General features: G+C 61.6%; 19 protein-coding genes. 2 read left to right on the top strand and 17 right to left on the bottom strand.

Annotated features, from left to right (window positions below; all coding sequences use genetic code 11):
• Positions 1 to 251: 251 nt before the first annotated feature.
• From Q7T64_RS07140 to Q7T64_RS07105, 8 genes are all read right to left on the bottom strand, one after another.
• Positions 252 to 1,241 (bottom strand): glycoside hydrolase family 16 protein, encoded by a 990-nt coding sequence (locus tag Q7T64_RS07140; protein ID WP_304793461.1) that lies wholly within the window; start codon positions 1,239 to 1,241, stop codon positions 252 to 254.
• 319 nt (positions 1,242 to 1,560) lie between these two features.
• A complete protein-coding gene (locus Q7T64_RS07135) occupies positions 1,561 to 3,291 on the bottom strand; it encodes an FAD-dependent oxidoreductase (RefSeq protein ID WP_304793458.1) in 1,731 nt (576 codons plus the stop codon).
• A 131-nt stretch (positions 3,292 to 3,422) separates the two neighbouring features.
• Positions 3,423 to 4,598, bottom strand: coding sequence for a GNAT family N-acetyltransferase (locus Q7T64_RS07130; RefSeq protein WP_304793454.1), 1,176 nt, complete (start codon positions 4,596 to 4,598; stop codon positions 3,423 to 3,425).
• 173 nt (positions 4,599 to 4,771) lie between these two features.
• Complete coding sequence (locus Q7T64_RS07125; protein ID WP_304793451.1) at positions 4,772 to 7,069, bottom strand: polysaccharide biosynthesis tyrosine autokinase; 2,298 nt, start codon at positions 7,067 to 7,069, stop codon at positions 4,772 to 4,774.
• An 81-nt stretch (positions 7,070 to 7,150) separates the two neighbouring features.
• Positions 7,151 to 7,699: a low molecular weight protein-tyrosine-phosphatase gene (locus tag Q7T64_RS07120; RefSeq protein WP_370653272.1), complete on the bottom strand. Its 549-nt coding sequence runs from the start codon at positions 7,697 to 7,699 to the stop codon at positions 7,151 to 7,153.
• 13 nt (positions 7,700 to 7,712) lie between these two features.
• On the bottom strand, positions 7,713 to 8,840 hold the full coding sequence (locus tag Q7T64_RS07115; protein ID WP_304793445.1) for a polysaccharide biosynthesis/export family protein: 1,128 nt from the start codon (positions 8,838 to 8,840) through the stop codon (positions 7,713 to 7,715).
• Positions 8,841 to 9,223: 383 nt separating this feature from the next.
• Positions 9,224 to 10,093: a formyltetrahydrofolate deformylase gene (gene purU / locus Q7T64_RS07110; RefSeq protein WP_304793442.1), complete on the bottom strand. Its 870-nt coding sequence runs from the start codon at positions 10,091 to 10,093 to the stop codon at positions 9,224 to 9,226.
• A gap of 211 nt (positions 10,094 to 10,304) precedes the next feature.
• A complete protein-coding gene (locus tag Q7T64_RS07105; protein ID WP_304793439.1) occupies positions 10,305 to 10,868 on the bottom strand; it encodes a polymer-forming cytoskeletal protein in 564 nt (187 codons plus the stop codon).
• Between the two features lie 203 nt (positions 10,869 to 11,071).
• Here Q7T64_RS07105 and Q7T64_RS07100 point away from each other — a divergent pair, with 203 nt between their 5' ends.
• Positions 11,072 to 12,103, top strand: a complete 1,032-nt coding sequence (locus tag Q7T64_RS07100; protein ID WP_304793437.1) for an NADP-dependent oxidoreductase — start codon at positions 11,072 to 11,074, stop codon at positions 12,101 to 12,103.
• 528 nt (positions 12,104 to 12,631) lie between these two features.
• Here the strand turns inward: Q7T64_RS07100 and Q7T64_RS07095 are convergent.
• Complete coding sequence (locus tag Q7T64_RS07095; protein WP_304793434.1) at positions 12,632 to 12,937, bottom strand: hypothetical protein; 306 nt, start codon at positions 12,935 to 12,937, stop codon at positions 12,632 to 12,634.
• Between Q7T64_RS07095 and Q7T64_RS07090 the strand changes: the two genes are divergently transcribed.
• Positions 12,915 to 13,403 carry a hypothetical protein gene (locus Q7T64_RS07090; RefSeq protein ID WP_304793431.1) on the top strand — a complete coding sequence of 163 codons (489 nt, stop codon included), beginning with the start codon at positions 12,915 to 12,917 and terminating at the stop codon, positions 13,401 to 13,403. The genes Q7T64_RS07095 and Q7T64_RS07090 overlap by 23 nt on opposite strands.
• Before the next feature lie 193 nt (positions 13,404 to 13,596).
• Here Q7T64_RS07090 and efp read toward each other — a convergent pair whose 3' ends face one another.
• The 8 genes from efp to rfbB all read right to left on the bottom strand — a co-directional run bounded on the left by efp (position 13,597) and on the right by rfbB (position 21,844).
• Entirely contained in the window at positions 13,597 to 14,154 is a 558-nt protein-coding gene (efp, locus tag Q7T64_RS07085; protein WP_304793428.1) for an elongation factor P, read from the bottom strand.
• A gap of 103 nt (positions 14,155 to 14,257) precedes the next feature.
• Entirely contained in the window at positions 14,258 to 15,409 is a 1,152-nt protein-coding gene (gene earP / locus Q7T64_RS07080) for an elongation factor P maturation arginine rhamnosyltransferase EarP (RefSeq protein WP_304793424.1), read from the bottom strand.
• A 120-nt stretch (positions 15,410 to 15,529) separates the two neighbouring features.
• Positions 15,530 to 16,054 (bottom strand): AlpA family transcriptional regulator, encoded by a 525-nt coding sequence (locus tag Q7T64_RS07075; protein WP_304793421.1) that lies wholly within the window; start codon positions 16,052 to 16,054, stop codon positions 15,530 to 15,532.
• Positions 16,011 to 16,331 (bottom strand): hypothetical protein, encoded by a 321-nt coding sequence (locus tag Q7T64_RS07070; protein ID WP_304793418.1) that lies wholly within the window; start codon positions 16,329 to 16,331, stop codon positions 16,011 to 16,013. The genes Q7T64_RS07075 and Q7T64_RS07070 overlap by 44 nt, the downstream gene beginning before the upstream one ends.
• Before the next feature lie 197 nt (positions 16,332 to 16,528).
• A complete protein-coding gene (locus tag Q7T64_RS07065) occupies positions 16,529 to 18,580 on the bottom strand; it encodes a TonB-dependent receptor (RefSeq protein ID WP_304793415.1) in 2,052 nt (683 codons plus the stop codon).
• Positions 18,581 to 18,716: 136 nt separating this feature from the next.
• On the bottom strand, positions 18,717 to 19,610 hold the full coding sequence (gene rfbD / locus Q7T64_RS07060) for a dTDP-4-dehydrorhamnose reductase (protein WP_304793412.1): 894 nt from the start codon (positions 19,608 to 19,610) through the stop codon (positions 18,717 to 18,719).
• Between the two features lie 172 nt (positions 19,611 to 19,782).
• On the bottom strand, positions 19,783 to 20,709 hold the full coding sequence (locus Q7T64_RS07055) for a hypothetical protein (protein ID WP_304793409.1): 927 nt from the start codon (positions 20,707 to 20,709) through the stop codon (positions 19,783 to 19,785).
• A 52-nt stretch (positions 20,710 to 20,761) separates the two neighbouring features.
• Positions 20,762 to 21,844, bottom strand: a complete 1,083-nt coding sequence (rfbB, locus tag Q7T64_RS07050) for a dTDP-glucose 4,6-dehydratase (protein WP_304793406.1) — start codon at positions 21,842 to 21,844, stop codon at positions 20,762 to 20,764.
• Between the last annotated feature and the right edge of the window lie 29 nt (positions 21,845 to 21,873).

Raw genomic sequence — 21,873 nt, 5'->3', positions numbered from 1 at the left:
ACGTACCGCGAAATACTGCTTCGACCCCCGAAATTTTTCCAAATATGTTTAAGGCCCAGGCAATACAGCCGGGGACAATATCCGGCTTCCGACCGCACTGACGATGAGCGAATGGCAAGCAACGGTACGAGTCCTATGCGCCATGGAAAAGCGGCGCACGCGGCGCCGCCTTTCTTTGTACAAGCCAAGCGTTGCGGCCAGCATCAACACCCAGTCGCAACGCGATCTACTGACTACGCACGACCACTGGCTTACTTGAACTTCCAGGCACGAACGTAATTGACCTCATACGAATTGGTCTTGCCAGTCGGCGTGGTGCTGTCAGGCTGTCCGCTGGCGCTGCCGTACCAGAGGTCGAGCATCAGGTACATCGGGTCGCCCATGGTCACGTTGGCAGAAAAGACTTCCTTGCCGTCGAAATAGAAGGTCTGCTTGTTGGCTTCCCACTTCAGTCCGTACTTGTGAAAGCCGGCCGACAAATCCGGTGTCTGGATCATTTTGTAGCCGCCGTTGACCGACGCGTCCAGCCAGATCGTCGCGCCATAGGCAGTCGGATGCAGGTTGGCGTCAGACCAGCCGCTGTTCGGGCCGCCACCGGCATATGCTTCCATGATGTCGATTTCCGGACGCCGCGAATCGATGTGGTTGAACAGCCAGAATGCAGGCCAGGTGCCCTTGCCGATCGGCAGCTTGGCTTCGATCTCAAAGTAGCCGTAGGTCTGGTAATACTTGCCATCGGTGTCGATGGTGCGGTTGAAGAAGTTGCCGCTGGCATCGCGTTGTGGCCAGATCTTCAGCGCGCCATTTTCCACGGTGTAGTTCTTGGTTGCATTGGATGACTCGTACCAGATGTGATCATTCCACAAGTTGCTGTTCAGGCCACTGGTGAACTCGTCTGCAAACGACAAGGTATAGGCAGTGGCAGTCTGTCCATACGGAGCCGGATCACTGACCACTGGCGTCGTGGTGACGGGTGGTGGCGTGGTCGTTGCTGGCGGCGTGGTGGTGTCCGCTGGTGGCGTGGTGGTGTCCGCTGGCGGCGTCGTTGTATCCGCTGGCGGCGTGGTGGTTGTTGTTGATTTTTTCTTGGTCTCGATGTTGCTCTCGGAGGCCAATGCCGACGCCGCCACATCGCTGCCGGTCTCGCTTCCACCACCGCCGCAGGAGGCGAGCAGGATCATGGTCATGGCCGCGCAGGATACGGCGCGCAGTGCTGGCAACTTTTGGGTCTGATTGAACATCTGTTCCTCTCTGGAAATACGCTGTGTTGATAGTGGTCAACCCTGTGCAAGGTCATCCCTATGAGCATTGCCGCAGCGAAATAGTTCCATGAGGAAAAACAATTCATTCAGGCATGCAGCCGGAATTTCCGGGGATGCAATATTTGAAGAAACGGGATGTGTCGCGATGACATGCCGGGATGACATGCCGCAACAGCAAGCAAGTTGTCAGGACAAAAAAAGACGGGACCGGCAATTCGCCGGTCCCGTCTTTTTCACCTGCTCAATTTTGGCTGCGTCGGGTCGCCCAGCCCGGGATCAGCCCAGTGCCGTCATGCTGTCATCGCAGCGCCCGGCCGCCCTGTGCGGGCATGCCAAATACCGTTTTGGCGGCGACCAGCAAGCCGTCGTCGCTGGTATCGGCGCCTGAAATTTTGGTCGATGAATCACTGGCAAGAGCAAGCTTGTGCATCATGTGTTCACTCAGCCGCAATGCCAGTGCTGCAATCGTGATGGTGGGGAAGTTGGCGCCGGCGGTAGGAAACACCGAACTGCCGGCGATATAAAGATTCTCCACGCCATGTACCTTGCAGTCGGCGTCCACCACACCTTGCAGGGGCGACTCGTGCATGCGCGTAGTGCCCATGTGATGCCAGGTGCCTTCCTTTTCGAAGCTCGACGGCCATGCACCGCCCTCGATCGGTTCATCGAGCTCGACGGCGGCGACGCCGCTGCGCCGCAACTCATCGGCGACGATGGCCAAGGTGCGATCGAACGTATGCCGCACCTGCTGTCCGAGCCGCCAGTCCACGCACACACGGCGCATGCCCAGGCTGTCGGTTTGCGTGGGCGACAGCGTGATCCGGCTGTCGCGATCGGGCAGTGGCTCGACGATGATCTGGAAGCGCACGCCGCGGATCAGCGAACGCGGCTGGAACAATCGGGTGAATCCGTAGCCGACCGTATCGATCGGGTGCGCAGCCATGGTCATCAGGTCATCGCGCAGCCGCCAGCCGGCCTGCTCCTTCGCCAGCAATGCCTGCTTGCAGCGAAACAGCGCCTGCGCGCCGGCGCTGCCTTCGCCGGGGAAGATGGAAGAAAACCAGACCCGTGCATTGAGCAGGCGCTCACGCTGCAGCACGTCTGCGCAGAGGGCCAACTGCGATGCGATATGCGTGCCGCCGGACGCCACGGCGCTGTTCATGTAGTGATACTTGATGTCGTACAGTTTGTTGCGCGACCAATTACGACTGAAATGCACGGAGCCCGATTGCAGTCGCGGATGGTCCATGAAATACCGCCCGACCAGGTCATTGTCATTGCCCAGGCCATCTTTCTGCACCCGGTTGGATGCCAGCAGCAGGCGCGCATTCTCAATGCCGCCCGTGGCCAGCACATACAGCTTGGCCGACACTGTCAGCCTGGGTCCGGCCAGCGTGGCAACGTCGATATGGGTGACGTGCCGGGCGCTGGATTCTGTTGCAATGTTCAGCGCATTGGCATGCAGGTAGACCCGCACATGGCGCGAGCGCCGCAGTTCGTCCCGATACAGCTTGCCAAATCGCGCCGGCGGGCTGAATTGCGAGATGGTGTCTCGCACCATGCCGGTTACCAGCGGAAAACGGCGCACGTCGGAACGGTTGATCGCGCCCTCCCACCATGCCGGCTCAAAGTTGGGCGGACCGAGCTTGAGCAGCGCATGGGTGCGCTCATAGTAGGGGCGCAGCAGGTCGAGCCCGAACGGCCAGCCGCTGTTGGGTATCCATTCGCGCTTCTCGAAATCCCAGGGATCAAGCGGCCGGCACCAGCCACCCCAGCAATTGCTGCTGCCGCCGAAGAAGCGGCCGCGGCATCCATCTGCGAATGTGTAGGGAATGCCGACGGCCTCGCCGCGATACAGGTCGCGGGTGGCGGCATCGGGCTCGAATCCGCCGCTTTCCAGCAGTACCGTATCAATCCCCTCCCGATTGAGTTCCCTGGCCAGCGTAATGCCGGCGACGCCCCCCCCGACGATACACACGGCGGCAGTCACATGGGTTCCGTTTTCGAGGCGGCGCGTATCGATGAACATGGCTATTTTTTTCCTCAGGCGGGCGACAGGTCATGCAGCTACAGCAATGCCAATATATTCCGCTGTGCAGGACGATTACTGCGTCTGCGCAACAAAATGCGCTTATGCGGCCCAGCCATCAACTGCCTGGCTCATCGTGCCTGGCCATTGATGGCGCGCTTGGCCGAGCGCAGTGAGCTCAGTACCCGCAGCGCCAACCTGGCGGGCGCGGACCTTTGCTTGCCGATCGCATGCAGGCGCTCTGCGATGCGATTGCCCAAGGCATCGATCTGGTTGCGCACGAACAGGTCAGCGTGGGAGATGAGCTTGAATCCGGACCGATAGATCGACAGGTTTTCCAGCGGACGCTCTTTCCCCAGCAACTGGAATTTGTAGTCATAGCGCCCCCACAGGAAGTGGAATTCGCTGGCGCCGCGATCGATGCAATCGCAAATGATGTGGTACGCGCACAAGATGCCCAGCGAATAGTCGTTATAGGCCATGTCATGGGCCAGTACCGACAGCGTGAAATTGTCGCCGCTGCGAAAGCTCAGCGCGCCTGCGCACACGCGCCCGCTGATGCGGGCAATGCCGACCAGTCCGCATCGTCGGACCAGTCCGACCAGGCGCTCGGTTTCTGCATGGTCATACGCCGATACCTTGCTCTTGCTTGCCATGCGCGCGATGTTCAAGCTGATGATCGCCCTCACGTCTTGCTCGTCGACCTCGCTGCCATCCAGCACTTCATATTGGTAACTCGGGAAATCGCGCACCAGCCGCTCACCATAGCGCTTCAAGTTGCGGCGCGTATTCTTGCCCAGGCTGGCGTGATACGCCGGCACGCTGGCGGGCAGCGAGATCACGATGTTTTCGCTGCAGCGATAGCGCTGGTGAGGCCGCGCGATTGCAATACTGTTTTCCAGGTGCACGCTATGGAAGCGGATGACGCCGACATCCGGATGGCGGGCGAAGGCATAGTCGCTGAACAGATGCACCTGCTCGTCGCTCAAGGGCATGCCCTCGTTGATGACGTTCAATATGCCGGCGCGGACCCGTACCAGGAAAATGGCGACGAGCCTGCCGTTGTGATGCATCACGCAGGTATTGACTGGCTCGCGCAGCGAATCGTAGGCGCGCAACATCGGAATCGATGAATACAGGCTGCCGTATAACTCGGCGATATCGTGTTCGACGAATTCGGGGATGCACTTTTCATGACAAGTCACGGTGACCAGCTCACTGCAGCAATGCCACGCCATTCGTTCAGGCTCTGCCGTCACGCCGCCAGATTGGTGGCGGTGCACAGCAGGCGGCGTCCAGCGCTTCATGCATTTCCCCAGGAGTCTTTATCTTGTAATTATTGATTCCCGCTCGGCGGCGGCGCTTGACGCCACACAATGGACGGCCCGTGCGTGCGATCGTGAGACAAAAATGCCCCGGCAATACCGGGGCACTCATCAAGGCAGGACCATGAACGCAGGGCTTGACCAGCGCAGGCTTGTCAGCGCACGTCGGGCGACGCTTCAATCAATGGCTGCTGCGAGCCGAATGAATACTGCACCTGGCGATATTTGCCGTATTTGTATCCGTAGCCGTAGCGCCCCGGACGCACGTTGATATCGTTGAACAACACCCCTTTTGCCGACAGGCCCGCCTGCGACAGGCGCTTTAAGGATTCGGCGATTTCGCCTGCAGTGGTAATGCCGGCGCGGGTCAGTATGTAAATGGCGCCGGCATGCTGGCCGACGATCAGGGTATCGGAAACAGCCAGGATCGGCGTGCAGTCAATTAACACCACGTCATACATGCCGGACAGTTTTTCCAGCAGCGTGCCCAGGCTTGGCCGCATCAGCAGTTCGGAGGGGTTGGATGGCAACGCACCGGTGGCAATGAAGTCGACATTGTCGATCACGCTGCGATGGATCACCTGCTCCAGGCGGCGCGTACCGGCAATCGCATCGGCCAGTCCGTCCTGCCGTCCGAGGTCGAAGTAGCGGTGCAAATGACCATTGCGGAAGTCGGCATCGACCAGCAGAACGCGCTTGCCGGATGAGGCCATCACCGCCGCCATATTGGCCGACACGAAGGACTTGCCCATGCCGGCGGTGGGCCCGGTCATCATCACGATATTGTTTTTCGAATGCGTCATGGAGAACTGCAAGGCGGTTCGGAAATTGCGCAAGGCTTCGACCGCCACATCCATCGACGATATCTTGGCCAGCAGCGGCAGCTTGGGCGATTTGCGACTGACCTGGTCGAACAGTTCCTTCTGCATTTTGCTGTGCGGTATGGACGCGTAGACCGGCACGCCCAGCATTTTCTCGATTTCGATCGGGTCGTCGATACCGGCATGCAGCGCCTTCTTGATGAATGCCACCACGATGCCCAGGAACAGTCCGAGGAACAGCGCAATGGCAATGACTTTCGGGCGGTTCGGCGATACCGGCTTTTCGGGCAGCATCGGCGCATCGACCAGCCGCACATTGCTCATCTTGCCGACCGTGATCAGCTTGAGTTGCTGGGCGGTGTTGAGCAAGGCTGTGTACAGGTCGGTGTTGACCTTGACGTCGCGCTGCAGGCGAACCGCTTCCTGCTCGATTGCGGGCAGCTTCTTGATGAAATCATTCATGCTGCGGATTTCGCCGTTGATCTCGCGGATCTGGGCATCCACGCCCTGCACGACCGGATGGGCGCTGGTGTATTTGGCCAGCAGCTCGGTGCGCTTTTGCTCAAGCTCCAGCCGCTTGCCCTTGGCGGCCGAGGACTGTTGTAGCGACAGTCGCGCCTCTTCGCCCAGGTCGACCGTGCCGTTCTGGTTGCGGAAGCTGTTGTAGCGCGCCTCTGCCTGCTCCAGCTGCGTCTTCAGTTCCGGCATCTGCTTGTTGATATAGGACAGCGACTTGTCTGCCTCTTCCGTCTTGCGGCTGCCGTTCTGGCGTACATATTCATTGGTAATGGCGCTCAGCACGCCATACACCCATTGCGGATCGCTGCCCTTGAGCGTGACGTCGATGACGCCCGACTGCTTGCCCTGTTCGGCCACGGTCAGGTTGTTCTGTACGGTCTGGATCGCGGCCAGCCGTGAGCTGCGGCGCAGGATGAAATCCGCGCCTGGATTGGCATTGAGCGCAGCAACATGGATCTCGACCGGGCCCATTGCCGTCTCGATGGTGGAGGGCTTGCCGGCCGTGCCGGGGAAGCTGATGCCGCTTTCCGTCTCGCTCACGCTGAATTGTCCGCCGCCCTCGGCGTGCAGCACGAACTCGCGGTTCAGCAGCGCATCGGGCACATTGAATGCGGTGACATCGATTTTTTCCGCGCCCCATGCATAACCGCCCCAGCGCGCCAGTGCAGGCGGCGTCAGGCTCTGCTGGTTTTGTCCGGCAATCCACTTGCCGATGCCGGGAAAATATTTCGGCCCCGCTTCCAGGTACAGCTTCAGGTTGTCGATTGCCTGCGACACCACCAGCCGCGACTTGACCAGCTCCATTTCGGCGGTGGCCGCCTGCTTGACGTCAAACAGCGAGCCCATTTCGCCAAGGATATTCTTCGCCTCGCGCTGCGTCTGCTCCTCGACGTGGATCATCATGTTGGACTGGTACACCGGCCGCGCCGTGAAGGCATAGATCGCGCCCAGCAGCCCGACCACCAGCGTCACCGTGGCAATCAGCCAGCGATTGTCGTACAGCAGGTTCAGGTAGCTCGACAGCTCGACCTCATGGTCATCAGCCAGGATCGGTTGCTGGACTGGCGCTTGCAGGTAGATCGGCGCATTGTGCGGAACAATTTGATTCATCATGATTTTATCTGCCTGGCTGATTGGTGAAGATGCAACGGCGCTTGGCCTGGTCCGCTGCCGCAGGGTGAAACTCAATGCCTGTCATGGCCGCAGCGCGTGACGGGCTGGCGATTCCCGGCTGCTGGCCGGTACGGCGATTGAAGCGGCTTCGCGGGCCGCAATCCAGCCGACCAGTTCGTCGATGCCGTCCTCGATCAATCCGCAAGCATGGACGAACGCCGGTCGCCCCTGACGATAGGGATCTGGTATGTCGATGCCGGTATCCCGCGTGCCGCCTGTGCTGCCGGCAATGTCGCTGCCGCTTGCAGGGCGCGCCGGCGCCGCTTCGCGCAGGCGCCGCACCTTGCCTTGCGCTGCCACCCAGGTGCTCTCGATATACCGCTTTTGCTCGCCGTCCATGGTCACGATCAGGTCTGCTTCGCGCACCATCCAGCTGGCCAGTTGCTGCGCTCGGTGTCCGCCAATGTCGATGCCCCGCTGCCGCATCAGGTCAATGGCACAGGCATCGGCGGCTTCGCCCACCAGCGCATGCAAGCCTGCCGAGCACACCATCCGGCCCGGCAGGGCCCGTGCAAAAAGGCCCTCCGCCATCGGACTGCGGCAAATGTTGCCGATGCAAACGAACAGCACGTTGCCGATCACATCAATACCCGGTAGGCGGTTTGGCGGCGCCCACGGCAGCCGACAGTGCGCCTGGCAATATCTGGCTGATGGTGCGGTGCCAGTTGGTCAGCGCGGTGGCCGCGACATACACGATGTCCTTGGGCTCAAGCTCGAAACTTTCAGCCAGCGCCAACGCACCGTTTTCCTCCGCATTGAGCTGGTAGACCACGGGTTCGGTGGCCGACTTGCGCACCACGTAGATCTGCTTGGCGTCGCCCGAAAGCGGGTTGATGCCGCCCGACTCGCCGAGCGCTTCGTTGAGCGTCAGGCGGCCGTTGATCATTGGCAGCGCCCGCGGCTGGATCACTTCGCCGGAAACAAATACCTTGCTGGAGTCGCGCGAGACGACGCGCACCACGTCGCCATTGGCCAGCATGATGTTGTTCGGGTTCATGCCTTTTTGCACCAGCTGCGGCAAATTGATGTGGAAGGTTTCACCGCCCCGCGTCAGGTGGATCTGGCTCTGGTCTGCCGCCGGGAGAAAGCCGCCGGAACGGTTGATCGCCTCCATCAGCGTCATCGGAATGTCGTTGATCGCCTGCAAGCCGGGCGCCTTGACTTCGCCGTCCACATACACCCGCTTGCTGCGATAGGACTGCACGCGCAGGGTCACGTTCGGATTGCGGATGTATTTCGACAGCCGCTCGGCCAGCAGGTGGCGCGCCTGCTCCTGCGTCATGCCGCTGACCTTGATCACGCCGGCATACGGAAACTGGATCGCGCCCTGATGGTCGACAATGAAGCCGGCCACCGGTGTTGCGCCCGGTGCCTGGTCCGCACCGGCGCCGGCCGGTACGATTGCTGCGCCAACGTTGAGTTCGGGATGATCCCAGACGACGATGGAAAGTATGTCGCCCGGTTCGATCGAATAGGCCCCCGGCTTGCCGAGCAGCGAACTCAAGTCTTGCGAACGCTGCTGGTCACGCCGCGATCGTTCCGACTTGACCAGCGTTGGCGTGATCTGCTTGATCAGGGTCGGCACCGCGGCGTCGGTCCCGGCGCCGGCATTGTCCGCGCTGCTGCTGTAGCCGGACGACATTTTCGGCATCCCTGGCGAACTGATGCAGGCGCTCATTACTGGCGCCAGCAGCATTACGCTCCATTTCAATAACCTCTGTTTCCTGATCCGATCCATGAGCTCACCCGAATGTTGATCCACTGTGCACCTGCGGAAAATTCCACAGGCGCTTGCGCCAGGCTGGCGATGTTGTGCTTGCTGCCACTGCCTGAAACTCTACTTGTGGTCATGTGGCATGTGTTGAGATTGGTCACGCGAGTGCACGCAGCGGCAACGGGTGAATCAACGGATGTGGAGATGCAAGGCAACAGGGGATGGCGGAAAAGCGGGTGGGGGTGGGGCTGCGGGCAGGAGCAAGGACAGCGCAAAACAGGGCCGGAGCGGCCAGGCACGGTGGCAAACACTGTCAGGCAATGCGCATGCCCGCTGACGGGGCATGCGCGCCGGCCGGGAGCGGCCGGGCCGGACAGGGACTAGTTGAAAATGACGGTCTTGTGACCGTTGAGCAATATCCGGTGCTCGACAAACCACTTCACCGCGCGCGCCAGCACCACGCACTCCACATCGCGGCCAATTGCAGTCAGGGTGTCGGGCCCCATTGCATGATCGACCCGTTCGACGCCCTGCTCGATGATCGGGCCTTCATCCAGGTCGCCGGTGACGAAATGCGCAGTGGCGCCAATCAGCTTTACGCCGCGGTCGTGTGCCTGGTAATAAGGCTTGGCGCCCTTGAAGCTGGGCAGGAAGGAGTGATGGATATTGATCGCCCGGCCCTTGAGCGCATCGCACATTTCAGGCGACAGGATTTGCATGTAGCGCGCCAGCACCAGCAGGTCGACCTTGTTTTCCTGGGCAATGTCGATGATGCGCTGTTCCTGCGCACGCTTGGCCTGCATCGAGGCACCGGTGGCCAGGGGCAGGTGATGGAACGGAATGTTGTAGCTGGCGGCAAGCTGGTAGAAATCCGGATGATTGGAAACAATCGCCGTGATCTCGACCGGCAGCAAACCGCTCTTGTAACGGAACAGCAAGTCGTTCAGGCAGTGGCCGATTTTCGATACCAGGATCATCAGCCGCGGCTTGGCGCGCGCATCGTGCAGCGCCCAGTCCATCTGCAGTCCGGCGCCCACTTGCGTAAAGCGCTCGCGCAACTGGGCCTCGGAGAACGCGCCGTCCTCGGCAGCGAAATGCACCCGCATGAAAAACAGCTTCGACTGGGCGTCGCCGAATTGGGCGGAGTCAATGATGTTGCAGCCGCTGTCGGCCAGCAGGCCGGAAACCCGGTGCACGATGCCGCGCTGGTCGAGGCAGGAAAGGGTAAGGATGTATTCCGGATGCGTCATATCAATTGGTGTGGGCAGGCAAAGTGCGTATTGTCGCATGCCGGCAGGCACCGCGATTTGGCCGGACCTGTTTACGATCTGCTGTTTGCAACGGGTTCATGCGCCGCACGCATGGTGCAGCAAAAAAAACGCCGCCGCCCGTTTATCGGGCCAGGCGGCGCTGCAGCGCCCGGCGCGAGCACCGGGCGACGAACGGAATACTGCCAATGCCTCAGGCAGCGTTCAGGGCACGCTGGGTGGCGCTAGTGGCGGTGGTGGCGCTGCTGGCCGACGATGCGCCGCTGTTGACTTGCACATCGCCCGTAATCTGGCCGCCTTCTTCGATCACCAGTTTGCCGTAACGGATCTTGCCCGACACTTTGCCGGTCGCATAAATCACCAGCTTCTGGCGCACGGTCAGTTCGCCGTCGAATTCGCCGCGAATCTCGGCAATGTCGATTTCAGCATTGCCTTTGAACGCGCCGTTTTCAGCGATCTGGATCACCCGCGAATCCATCGTCGCCTCTACCCTGCCCTCCACCACGAGGGTGTCGCAATCGGTGATCTCGACGCCCTTGAGCTTGATGTTCGGGCCGACAATCAGTTTGCTTCCGACTTCATTCGTGCTCGCGGCATTGTTCATCGGTTCTTTCCCGCTGGGTTGGCTGGCATTGACGCCGGAGGCAAGCGACGATTTGACGCTGGCGTTGGCCGTGCTGGTGTGGGTGGCGTTGGCGAGGGGCGGATTGGCGGGAGCGGGCTCGCGCTTACCAAAAAGTGTTTCCGAACGAAGCATGAAATCTCCTGGCTGAATTGGGGCGGTGTCAGGCCGGCAACATGCGCTGACCTGAAGAGTAAGACGGGTCAACCTTAAGTAAGTTCCGTATGGAAATCTTTGTTTGAGAAAATTTTTTACATCTTCATGGCAGCCATCTGCGTCAAAAAATGTCCTTCCCTGCTCTGTTATAGTCGATTGCAACTCAGTCAAGGAGACCAGCAATGTCGCAGCCCACACTCATCAACCATCAGGTTCGCCTGCTTGCGCGCCCGATCGGCCTGCCGCGCCCTGGCGACTGGTCCAGGACCGAAGAGGCGGTCGGTGAACTGGCCGACGGCGAAATACTGATCAAGGTGCTCTATCTTTCGCTCGACCCCGCCATGCGCGGCTGGATGAATGAAGGCAAGTCCTACATTCCCCCGGTCGGATTGGGCGAGGTCATGCGCGCCGGTGGCGCCGGGCGCGTGATCGCGTCGAAGTCGCCGCTGTTTGCGCCGGGCGACATGGTATCGGCACTGACCGGTGTGCAGGAATACTGGCGCGGCCAGGCCACGGACAAGTTGGCCGGCGCCACGCGCATCGACCCGCAGCTTGCGCCGCTGCCGGCCTGGCTCAATGCGCTGGGCATGCCGGGCATGACCGGGTATTTCGGCCTGACCGAAATCGGCCGCCCGCAACCTGGCGAGACGGTGCTGGTTTCCGGCGCCGCGGGCGCGGTGGGACAGACCGTGGGCCAGGTCGCTCGCCATCTCGGATGCCGCGCAGTGGGCATTGCAGGCGGCCGCGAAAAATGCGACTTCGTCGTCAATGAACTCGGTTTTGACGCCTGCATCGATTACAAGAACGCCTCCCTGCGCGATGAACTGAAAAAGCACTGTCCAAAAGGCGTCGATGTTTATTTCGACAATGTCGGCGGCGAGATCCTCGATACCGTGCTGACCCGCATCAATTTCAAGGCCCGCATCATCATCTGCGGCGCGATCTCGCAATACAACAACACCACGCCGGTGAAAGGTCCTTCCAACTACCTGTCGCTGCTGGTCAATCGGGCGCGCATGGAAGGCATGGTCGTGTTCGACTATGCGCCACGCTATCCGGAAGCAGTAAAAGTGATCGCCAAATGGATACAGGAAGGCAGCTTCAAGACGCGCGAGGACATTGTCGACGGATTGGACAACTTCCCGGATGCACTGCTGATGCTGTTTGAAGGACGCAATTTCGGCAAGCTGGTGCTGCGCGTGGCGGCCGATTGATTGTTGGCGAGGATTCGCGGCAATAGCAGCCGATCCGCACGACCGGGATCAACATTCCTGCTGGTTTGCCGCCTTTGTCAAAGCCAGCCAAGTGCCATGCCCTATGCTTGGTGGCTGACTTCATGGCAGCGAGGAATGTGGCATGTCCGATCTTGCTGGCCGGCGAATCGATGCCAGCGCTTTCCGGGCGCGGCGATTCCCGGCTCTTCTGCGCCAGCAATTGCGCGTCCGCAATGGGCCGCCACTGCCGGCAGCTTGCCTGCCGACACCGCCGCTGGCAACCGACTCGGCGGCCGCGCCGCGTGCCCCGTTGCGCCCACCATCACCGCCTTCACCGCCTTCACCATCACCGCGCCAGCCTGTACTCAAACCTGATGAAGCCAAAGAGCGAGTCCCGGTTACGCCGCGCCCCCCGGCAGCGGTCTGGCGCCGGACCAAGCCACCCGATGCCAGCGCGCCATCGACGCAACCGAGGCAAGCGACGCAAATCGGGCGCGGCACCCCTCCTGCCACCCCGACCAACAAGAATCACGGCAACGGGCGATCAGTGCGCGCCAGCACAAGCGTGCTGGCGCTTGCCGCCGGACTGAGCGTGAGCTTGGGCATGGCCTTGTGGCTGACGCAGATCGAGCAGTTGGCAATCGCATCACGGCCGGCAGCCATTGCCACGAACAGCGCGCAAGAGACGCATGACACCAAAAACACGACCGGCAGCAGCACCCGTGCCACGCCCGCCACCGGCGCCCTGCCGCCACCCACACCCGAGCCGGACCCATCACCGCCGCAATCCACGCCGATAGCGCAGCCCTCGGTGGCGACGATCGACGTCCGCAAGCGCCAGCAACCTGCCGCCACCCAACAGCGTTCACTTGCCCTGGCGAAGAAGAAGCGCAGTAGTGGCCCGGTGCGCAGGATCGCCCAGGCAGCCCCGGAGGCAACAACACGCGCCACGGCCGCCGCGCCGCAAGCCATCCGGGGAGAACTGCGGGCAAAGCGCAAGGGGGTCAGGTCCGATGAAATCGGCCGGCTGAAAAGCCAGGCCTATTCGGAGAGTTCGCGCGACCGGCTGCGCCGCAGCCCGCCTCCGGCGCGATCCGTGCCGCGTCCGACCGACGGCGCCATCAAGCCGGTCAGCGCAGCCGCTGGTAAGACGCCCGCGTCGGTCACCCGCATCGAATTCAAGCGCTGCGAAAAAATGGCCGGGCTGTTGCAGCGGGAGAAATGCAAATGGACAGTGTGCGGCGCGCGCTGGGACAACGACGGCTGTCCGTCGTTTGCCATCAACGAAAAGGAATTTTGATGCAGGGAACCGGGGATTACTGACAGACCGACGCTATATTGGGCGGAAGGTCTGGGGTATGGCTACCGGGCCAGGAGGCCGGACTGCCAATGAGTGAGCAGCTGTCCGGTCATTATCCGGCCGACAGCGGCTGCTTCCTGCTTGCGCACTGGCGTGCCGGCTTGCCATCAGGCTTGCCGACGCGCCGGCCCGCTTACTTGCTGCGCGACTTGTATTCGCCGGTGCGGGTGTCGATTTCGATCTTGTCGCCCTGCTCCACGAACAAGGGTACCGAAACGGAAAAGCCGGTGGCGATCTTGGCTGGCTTGAGCACCTTGCCCGAGGTATCGCCCTTGACGGCCGGTTCCGTGTACACGACTTCGCGCACGACGGTGGTCGGCAGTTCAACGGAAATTGCTTTCTCGTTATAGAACACGACTTCACACTGCATGCCGTCCTGCAGGTAGTTGATGGCGTCGCCCATGTTTTCGCTCTCGACTTCATACTGGTTGTAGTCGGCGTCCATCAACACGTACAGCGGATCGGCAAAATAGGAAAAAGTGGCTTCCTTGCGCTCAAGCACGACCATTTCGAATTTGTCGTCGCTGCGATAGGCATTCTCCTGGCCTTGGCCGGACAGCAGGTTTTTCATTTTCATCTTGACGACGGAGGCATTGCGGCCCGACTTGACGAACTCAGTCCTGACGATGACCATTGGCGCGTCAGAAACCATGATGACGTTGCCCACGCGGATTTCTTGTGCGGTTTTCATAACTGGTATGGATTGGTTGCAATAAAGAGTGGAAATCCGTCGATACTTGGCCGACGGTTTTGAGAATGCACCTTACGGTGCGCATTCAGTAAAGCCCTGTATTTTAACAGCTTTCCTGCGCGAATCGCATCAGCTTGGCGGCCAGGTCGCCGTTTTCCCGCAACTGTGCGGCCCAGCGCCGGGCATGCAGCCGCAGCGCCTGCTGCGCGGCCGGCGTCCATAATTGCTGCCATGGGGCATGCTCGATGCCGGCGCCGTTCCAGCCACGCATCACGCCGGCCAGCGCGGTGGCCAGACCGGGCGGCAAGTCCTTGTTGTAGCGCGCCAAAAAAGCGTCGAGCTTGACGCAATGCGCCTGCTCCTCCTGCGGATAGAGTTGCCACAGCAAGGCCCGCTCGGCCCATAGCGCACGCACGAAAGAATCCTCGCCCCGGACCAGGTTCATTTCCGCACACCATAACAGCCGGTCGTAATCGGGCTGCTCCAGGAACGGAATCACTTGCAGCGTCAGGTTTGCTTTCGTCCGGCGCGCCCCCGCCTGTGCCGGTGCGTCCATGAATGCGCGCACCGCCTCACTGGCGACGCCTTCGGCCACCAGGCACAGCGTGTCGGCGTCCTCGCCCTGCAACAGCGAGAAAAAATCGGCAACACCCGCCTGCGGGTAACAAAACAGGGTCAGGATGCGATCGGGCCTGGCGTGCGCCACACCGAGTTGCGCCAGGAACGCCGGTACCGCACCGGGGTCGGCAGCGAAAGCGCTGCGCATGGCATCGAGCTCGCGTTCGCGCAGCAGCCCACCGGTGCCGGCGGTGAAACCGGGAAAGAAAAAATATTTGGTCAGCGGCAAGCTCGGATGCGGCGATGGCAGGCGATGACAGCCGTCAACCCACGGCTCCGCACTCAGGTATTCGAGGTTGATCCAGACCGGCTTGACCGCCCGTGCGGCCATCGCATCGAGATAGCTGGCCGGCAAGCGGCAGCCGAAACCTTCGATCACCAGGTCCGGTACCTGCTGCGCGGCGATGTCGGGAAATGGGTCGCTCCAGTGGCGTACGCTCACTGCGCCGGCCGCTTGCTGCGGCAGCGCCGGATCGATTGCCCGGCAAATCCGGTGGAAACTGGCCAGGTCGTCGACCCACAGCGTGACGGCAAGCTGGTATTCAGCCGCCAGTTGCCGGGCCAGCCGCCAGCACACGCCAATATCGCCGAAATTGTCGATCACGCGGCAGAACAGGTGAAGGGAGGATATTGCCAAGGATCAGGAGCGCGATAAGCGCGGTGAGCAGGATGGACTGCTCATCATAATGGAGAAATCCGGCCGATCGAAAAGCCAGGCTTGCGGCACGGATGATCGGCCCGCTGCCCAGGCAGCGCGTCAGGCTACCAGCGGGTGCATCGCGGGCTTGAGAGGCGACGGCAGGCGCAGTGATTCCTTGGTCACATTGATTTGCCGGGTCACCTTGGCGAGTTCCAGCATGCCGTGGTCGAGCTGGTAAGTCCCCTTTGCCTGCAGCCAGTCCAGCATGTCGGCCAGATGCCATAAGGTGGTGCTGCCTTCATGGACGGGCACGGGAAAGCTGGTGGCATGGTTTGTCATCAGCTTGCGCATGTTTTGCCGTGACATGCCCAGCAACTCGGCGACATCGGTCAGTCCGACAAAATCGGGACCGACTTCAATCAGGCTGGCATCCGGGATCGCGGCCCTGACATCGGCCAGCGCGCTCTGCAGGGCTGCGGCGGCCGAAGCGCCTTCGCGCGTGAATTCGAGTGCGATCCGGCCAGGCTGGCCAACGCCGATCAATGCGTCGTCACACCCCTGCGCGCCGAGTCGCTCGACCAGGACGTCGGGGTCGCAATCATTCTCCGAGAGCCGGTACTTCAGGGTGAAGGTGTATTCCATCGTTCTCTCCGCTTGGTGATGGCGCTGCTGGCCGCATGGCGTGGACGGTGCAGTTGCTGACAACCCGCCGGATCGCTTTTGCATGATTGCCTTCGCTTTTCGGCGTACTCCAGATGCTCGTGATGCAAAACTCCCCGCAGCGGCATGCATCATCGTTATAGGGGCAATAAATCTTGCCCCATGCATGACTGCCGCCACGCACCACCCGCCAGCCCTGCATCTGCACGAACTTCAATGTTTCCTCGATCTCTTTCTTGGGGTGGCTGGGTTTTGCCATACAGTGCCTCCACATTAGCTTTGAATTTATCGGTTGTCAAGTGACAACCGATGTATCGGGCATGCGCGTCACAATACGCACCACGCAGAGATTGGGGCGTGGCGAAGCCAATGCACAGGGAAGTTAGGAGCTGGCGAAATAACGAACGATAACGGACATCAATCGCACAAGTAACGCCGTTTCGGTACGGCGAGCACTTAAAAACGCATGCTCATGCCAACCCGCAAGGCCCGCATTTCAGCAGGATGGGTATGGATGTCGGCGACAGGCGCGCCTTCATTGCGCAACTGCGACTCGTAATAGTAGTCGATGTCGCTGACCTTGCGGTTCAGCAGGTTGAGCACTTCCAGCGTCAGCTTGACGTCACGCGCCAGTGCATAACCGAACTTGGCGTTGACCAGCGTGGACGAAGGCGAACGCACGCTGTTGTCCTCGACCAGCGGGCGCCCGCCCACATGCCGCACGCGCATGCCGCCGCTCCAGCGGCCGGATTCAGCGGTAATGCCCAGCGAGGCCGTGCGATTCACCGCGCCCGGAATGTACGGTCCTGCCACTGCGCCGTCGGTAAAGCGCGCGCGCGACCAGGCCAGGTCAAGGTCCGCGCTCCAGCCAGTGGCGAAGCGGTAGACATTGCTCAGTTCGATGCCGCGCCGATGACTGGGCCGGCTGGCTTGCGTGGTGCCCGCATCGCCGACGAACACCAATTCGGATGCCAGGTCCAGCTCCCACAGCGCCAGCGTGGTTTGCAGTCCGCGCACCAGGCCATCGATCCGGACGCCGGCCTCCCTGCCCCGCGCCGGCACCAGCGGCGTCGACCGGTTGACCGCGTTGTTGATGCCGCGTGCATCATTGCTATGGAATCCGCGGCCCCAGTTCAGGTACAGTTCCACCCATTCGGCGGGCGTGAAGATGGCGGAAAATTTTGGGCTGCTGATGGCGTCATCAACGCTGCCGCTATCGGCCGGATTGCTGCTGTTGACACGAAACCGGGCGCGGTCGTTGCGCACGCCGGCCACGGTGCGCAACCACGGGGTCCAGCGCGTCGTGTTCGACGCGAACAGGCCGGCGGACGATTCAACCACCCGATCCTCGCGCGTGGTGGCCAGGCGCTGCCGGGCCACGCTGGTGTAAAGACCGACCGGCGACAAGCGGTCCTGCCGCAATTGCAGCCCCACCGTGGTCTCGGATTCAAAACGACCCAGCTTGTGGTTCCAGGCGCGATCCAGGTTCACGCCACCCAGCAAACGCTGCTCGGCCTGATTGAACTGGTCGCCGTTGACCGGATCCTTGGCAAACAGGGTGAAGTTGGAAAACAGGTTAAGCCTGGATCGCACCAGGAACGCATTGGCATGCAATGCACCGTTTGCATAGCGCCGCTGCCAGTCGGCAGATACGCTGCTGCGGGCGGTGTCGCCGCCATCGCTGGCGTCGAGGCTGCCGTAGCGGCCGACGATGCCCGATACCAGTGCACGTTGCGGCACCTGGTCGGTGGCGCGCCAGCTCGACTGCAGCGTCATTGCGGCGATACGCAATTCGTCATTGCCGGCACGCAGGTTCCAGCTCAGCAGGCCATTGAAGCGCTTGTAGTTTTCCGCCACTTCCCACGGCCCGTCATTACCGACCGCTTCGACCGCATATAACAGGGTGCCAGCGCCGGCGCTGCCCGAATTGGCCAGCACCGCGCGCCGGTAACGGTGGCTGCCCAGTTCCAGGCTGAACAGACCGCGCGGAAGGCTGCGCACATAATCGAACGCCGCTGCGCCCACCGCAGAAAAATTGCCTTCTTCGGCAAAGTACGTGCCCTTCTTGTACTGGATCGTGCTGATCAGTTCGGGGATCAGGAAGTTGAGGTCGGAATAGCCCTGGCCATGCGCATGCGAGGGCATGTTGACCGGCATGCCGAGCACGGTGGTGCGGAAGTCGGTGCCATGATCGAGATTGAAGCCACGCGCAAAATACTGGTTGGCCTTGCCGTCGCCCGAATGCTGGGTGACCACCACGCCAGGCACCGCCTCAAGCAAGTCGCCGGTGCGCGCCCGCGGCCGGTTTTCCAGTTGGCGCGCAGTCACCGTACCCTGGTTGGCCGACTCGGCAATGCCAATCGGACGATCGATGCTGGAATCAACCTGTACCGCGTCCAGCGTGGCTTCTGGCGGCGACTGCGCAGCGCTGGTGGATGGCAGCAGGACAAACGCGGCGGCGACAGCCGCAATGGCGGTGCGCAGCGGGGCGCGCAGGGTCGGTTTCACGGGCGGGCAATCCATTCAGGCGGGCAAATGCAATGATGACCCGGCAATGTAGCCTAATTTCAGTGAGCGCAGGTGAGCAGGAGGCATGACCGCGCTGTGGCGGCGGCATCGCTGACAGCAACGGCGTCGGCAATGGTCAGGCCGGCGGGCTGGCGACTGCCGGCTGTTCGCGCATGCAGCGCACCAGCGCGTCGTCCCAGTCCGGCAAGGCGCAAAAGGTCCGGATGAATTTTTCGCAGGACAAACGGGAATTCGCCGGCCGCCTGGCCGGGGTCGGGTAGTCGGTGGTCGGAATGCCGACCACGCTCGGCTTGCTGGCGAGATTCGACAGCGCCACGATGCGCCGGGCAAAGCCGCACCAACTGGTTTCTCCTTGCGCCGTCAGATGATAGAGGCCGGCGCGCTCGCGCCACCAGGACAAGTCCTGGCCCTGCCCCAGCCGGACAACTTCGGCGGTGGCTTCTGCCAGCGTGCGGGCCCAGGTGGGCGCGCCGACCTGGTCATCCACCACCCGCAGTTCGGTGCGCTGCGCGGCCAGCCGCAGCATCGTCAGCAGGAAGTTCTTGCCGTGCAGGCCGTACACCCACTGGGTGCGGAAAATCAGGGCCGGTATGCCAGTGGCCGCAATCGCCAGTTCGCCTTGCCGCTTCGATTCGCCATACACATTGACCGGACTGGTCGGGTCGTCTTCTTCATAGTGGCCGGCCTTGCTGCCGTCGAAAACATAGTCGGTCGAAAAATGGATCAGCACGGCGTCCAGCCGTTTTGCCTCTTCCGCCATCGCAGCCGGTGCATGGGCATTGAGCTGCATGGCCAGCGCCGGCTCGCTTTGCGCCTGGTCGACTGCAGTGTAAGCGGCGGCATTGACGATCAGGCCGGGGCGGACCGTGCGGATCACGTGGCGTACTTGCTGCAGGTTGGACAGGTCCATACGACTGCGGTCGACTGCGATCACTTCGCCCATGGCCTGCAGCGTGCGCTGGAGTTCGTGGCCGACCTGGCCGGTGGCGCCGGTGATGAGGATTTTCATGGAGCGATTCAATGTCTGGAAAGATTGGAGTTTCAAGCTGAACGGCGGCGCAATATGCAGGCTACCAGGGCAAGGTCAGTGATTGCATCAGGCACTATAGCAGCAGAGGCCGCAGATCCTGGCAGGGGGAAACGCGCCGCGTGCGACGCCACAGGACAGCAATCGATCACGCTCAATCAGGCAGCGGATGGTGGTGGCGTTCGAGCAAGGCATGGGTCATCAATTTGTTTGCCGGATTCATGCGCGACAAGGAGCGCTTGAGGAAAGGGAAGCCGGCATTGACCAGCTCGGCTGGCCGATACAAAGTGGGGTTCTGCGCTTGCATGCTTGCGCCATACCAGAGCGAACCGACGCTCATGCTGGCTGAAGCGATGCGCGCCATGCGGGTTTCCTGTATCAGGATCACGTCATCCTTGCGGTCCAGGCAAGCCACCGGAAACAATACCGCCCTGAGGGCGCGCATCCGCGCCGGCGCGACATTGCGGATCCTGAAGGCATAGGATTGGATATGGTTTTCGATCTCACTGGAGGCGGTGAACCCCGCCAGGTCCCAATCGCAAGCGGACAAGGCCCGGATCGGGTCGGTAAAAGGCCCGAAAACGGAGTCATTCATCAGCAGGACATCGGCACCTGCGGAGCGCCGGGCAATTTCCATCAGCCCAATCCGATAGGCCGAAAAATCGTAACCATGCAGCGCCTTCCAGTACAGCGCATCGGCGTAACGCGCCAATTCAGGCGGAACCAGGGAAGCCGTGCGCGCGGCGCAGATGACCAATACGTTGGCGCCAAGGTCGCGCAGCCGCGAAAGCGCGTAGGCGTGGTACGGCATCAGCTTGCCATCCGGCGCATATAGGAAGTACAACACCCAGCTATCGCGCGCGTTCACGCGCTTGATTGTGGTCCATTCCGGCGCCGGCAAGCCGTACCAGAATATCCCCTCGACCACGAATACCCGCCGCCAGAACGCAATCTTGCTGGCTGAAAAACACCAATTGCGGGCAAGGCCGGGAATTTCCTGGCTCCCTTGAACCCCGGCAATCCCGGATTGGCCGGATAGGCTGGACCCGGCCATGGCTGGTTGATCAAGTGGCGGAGGCATGTCGCGCATCCCTTTATAGTTCGCTTCCCCTGCTGCCCAGGCGCTCAGGGCCTCAAGCGAGCGCCGACTGCGCCAGCCGCTGCCCGTAATTCGACTCCATCCACTTCAGGTAAGCCCCCGACTGGATGTTGGCGACCCACTCCTGATGCGACAGGTACCACTGCACGGTCTTGCGCAGGCCGGTCTCGAAGGTCTCGGCCGGCTTCCAGCCGAGTTCGCGCTCGATTTTCCGGGCATCGATCGCATAGCGGCGGTCATGGCCGGGGCGGTCGGTGACATAGGCGATTTGCGTGCGATAGCTGCCGCCATCGGCGCGGGGCGACAAGGCGTCGAGCAAGTCGCACAAGGTATGCACGACGTCGAGGTTGGCCTTCTCGTTCCAGCCGCCGACGTTGTACACCTCGCCGGTACGCCCGGCTTCCAGCACGCGCCGTATCGCGGCACAGTGATCGCCGACGTACAGCCAGTCACGCACTTGCTGGCCGTCGCCATACACCGGCAAGGCTTTGCCGGCCAGCGCGTTGGTGATCATCAGCGGGATCAGCTTTTCCGGGAAATGATAGGGACCGTAGTTGTTCGAACAATTGGTGGTCAGCACCGGCATGCCGTAGGTGTGGTGGTAGGCGCGCACCAAATGGTCCGAGCCGGCCTTGGATGCCGAATACGGACTGTTGGGAGCATACGGCGTGGTTTCGGTGAAGGGCGGATCGTTCGGCCCGAGCGACCCATACACTTCGTCGGTCGACACATGCAGGAAGCGGAACGCCGCCTTGTCCGCCGCCCCGAGTGCGCCCCAGTATTGCCGCGCCGCTTCCAGCAAGCTGAAGGTGCCGTTGACATTGGTGCGGATGAATTCGGCCGGGCCATGGATCGAACGATCGACATGGCTTTCGGCGGCGAAATGGACGATGGCGCGCGGCCGGTGCTGCGCCAGCAGCGCCGCCATCGCCTCGTTGTCGCAAATGTCGGCATGCACGAACAGATGGCGCGCATCGCCGTCCAGCGTGCTCAGGTTGCCGAGATTGCCGGCGTAAGTCAGCTTGTCGACGTTGAGTACCGGCTCGTCATTGCGGGCCAGCCAGTCGAGCACGAAGTTGGCGCCGATGAAACCGGCGCCGCCTGTTACCAAAATCATGGGAACCCCTGTAGTTTTGCCAATTCTAT

This window comes from Lacisediminimonas sp. (genome assembly GCF_030645335.1).
GTDB lineage: Bacteria > Pseudomonadota > Gammaproteobacteria > Burkholderiales > Burkholderiaceae_D > Lacisediminimonas.
This window is presented reverse-complemented; position numbering and strand designations above follow the sequence as displayed.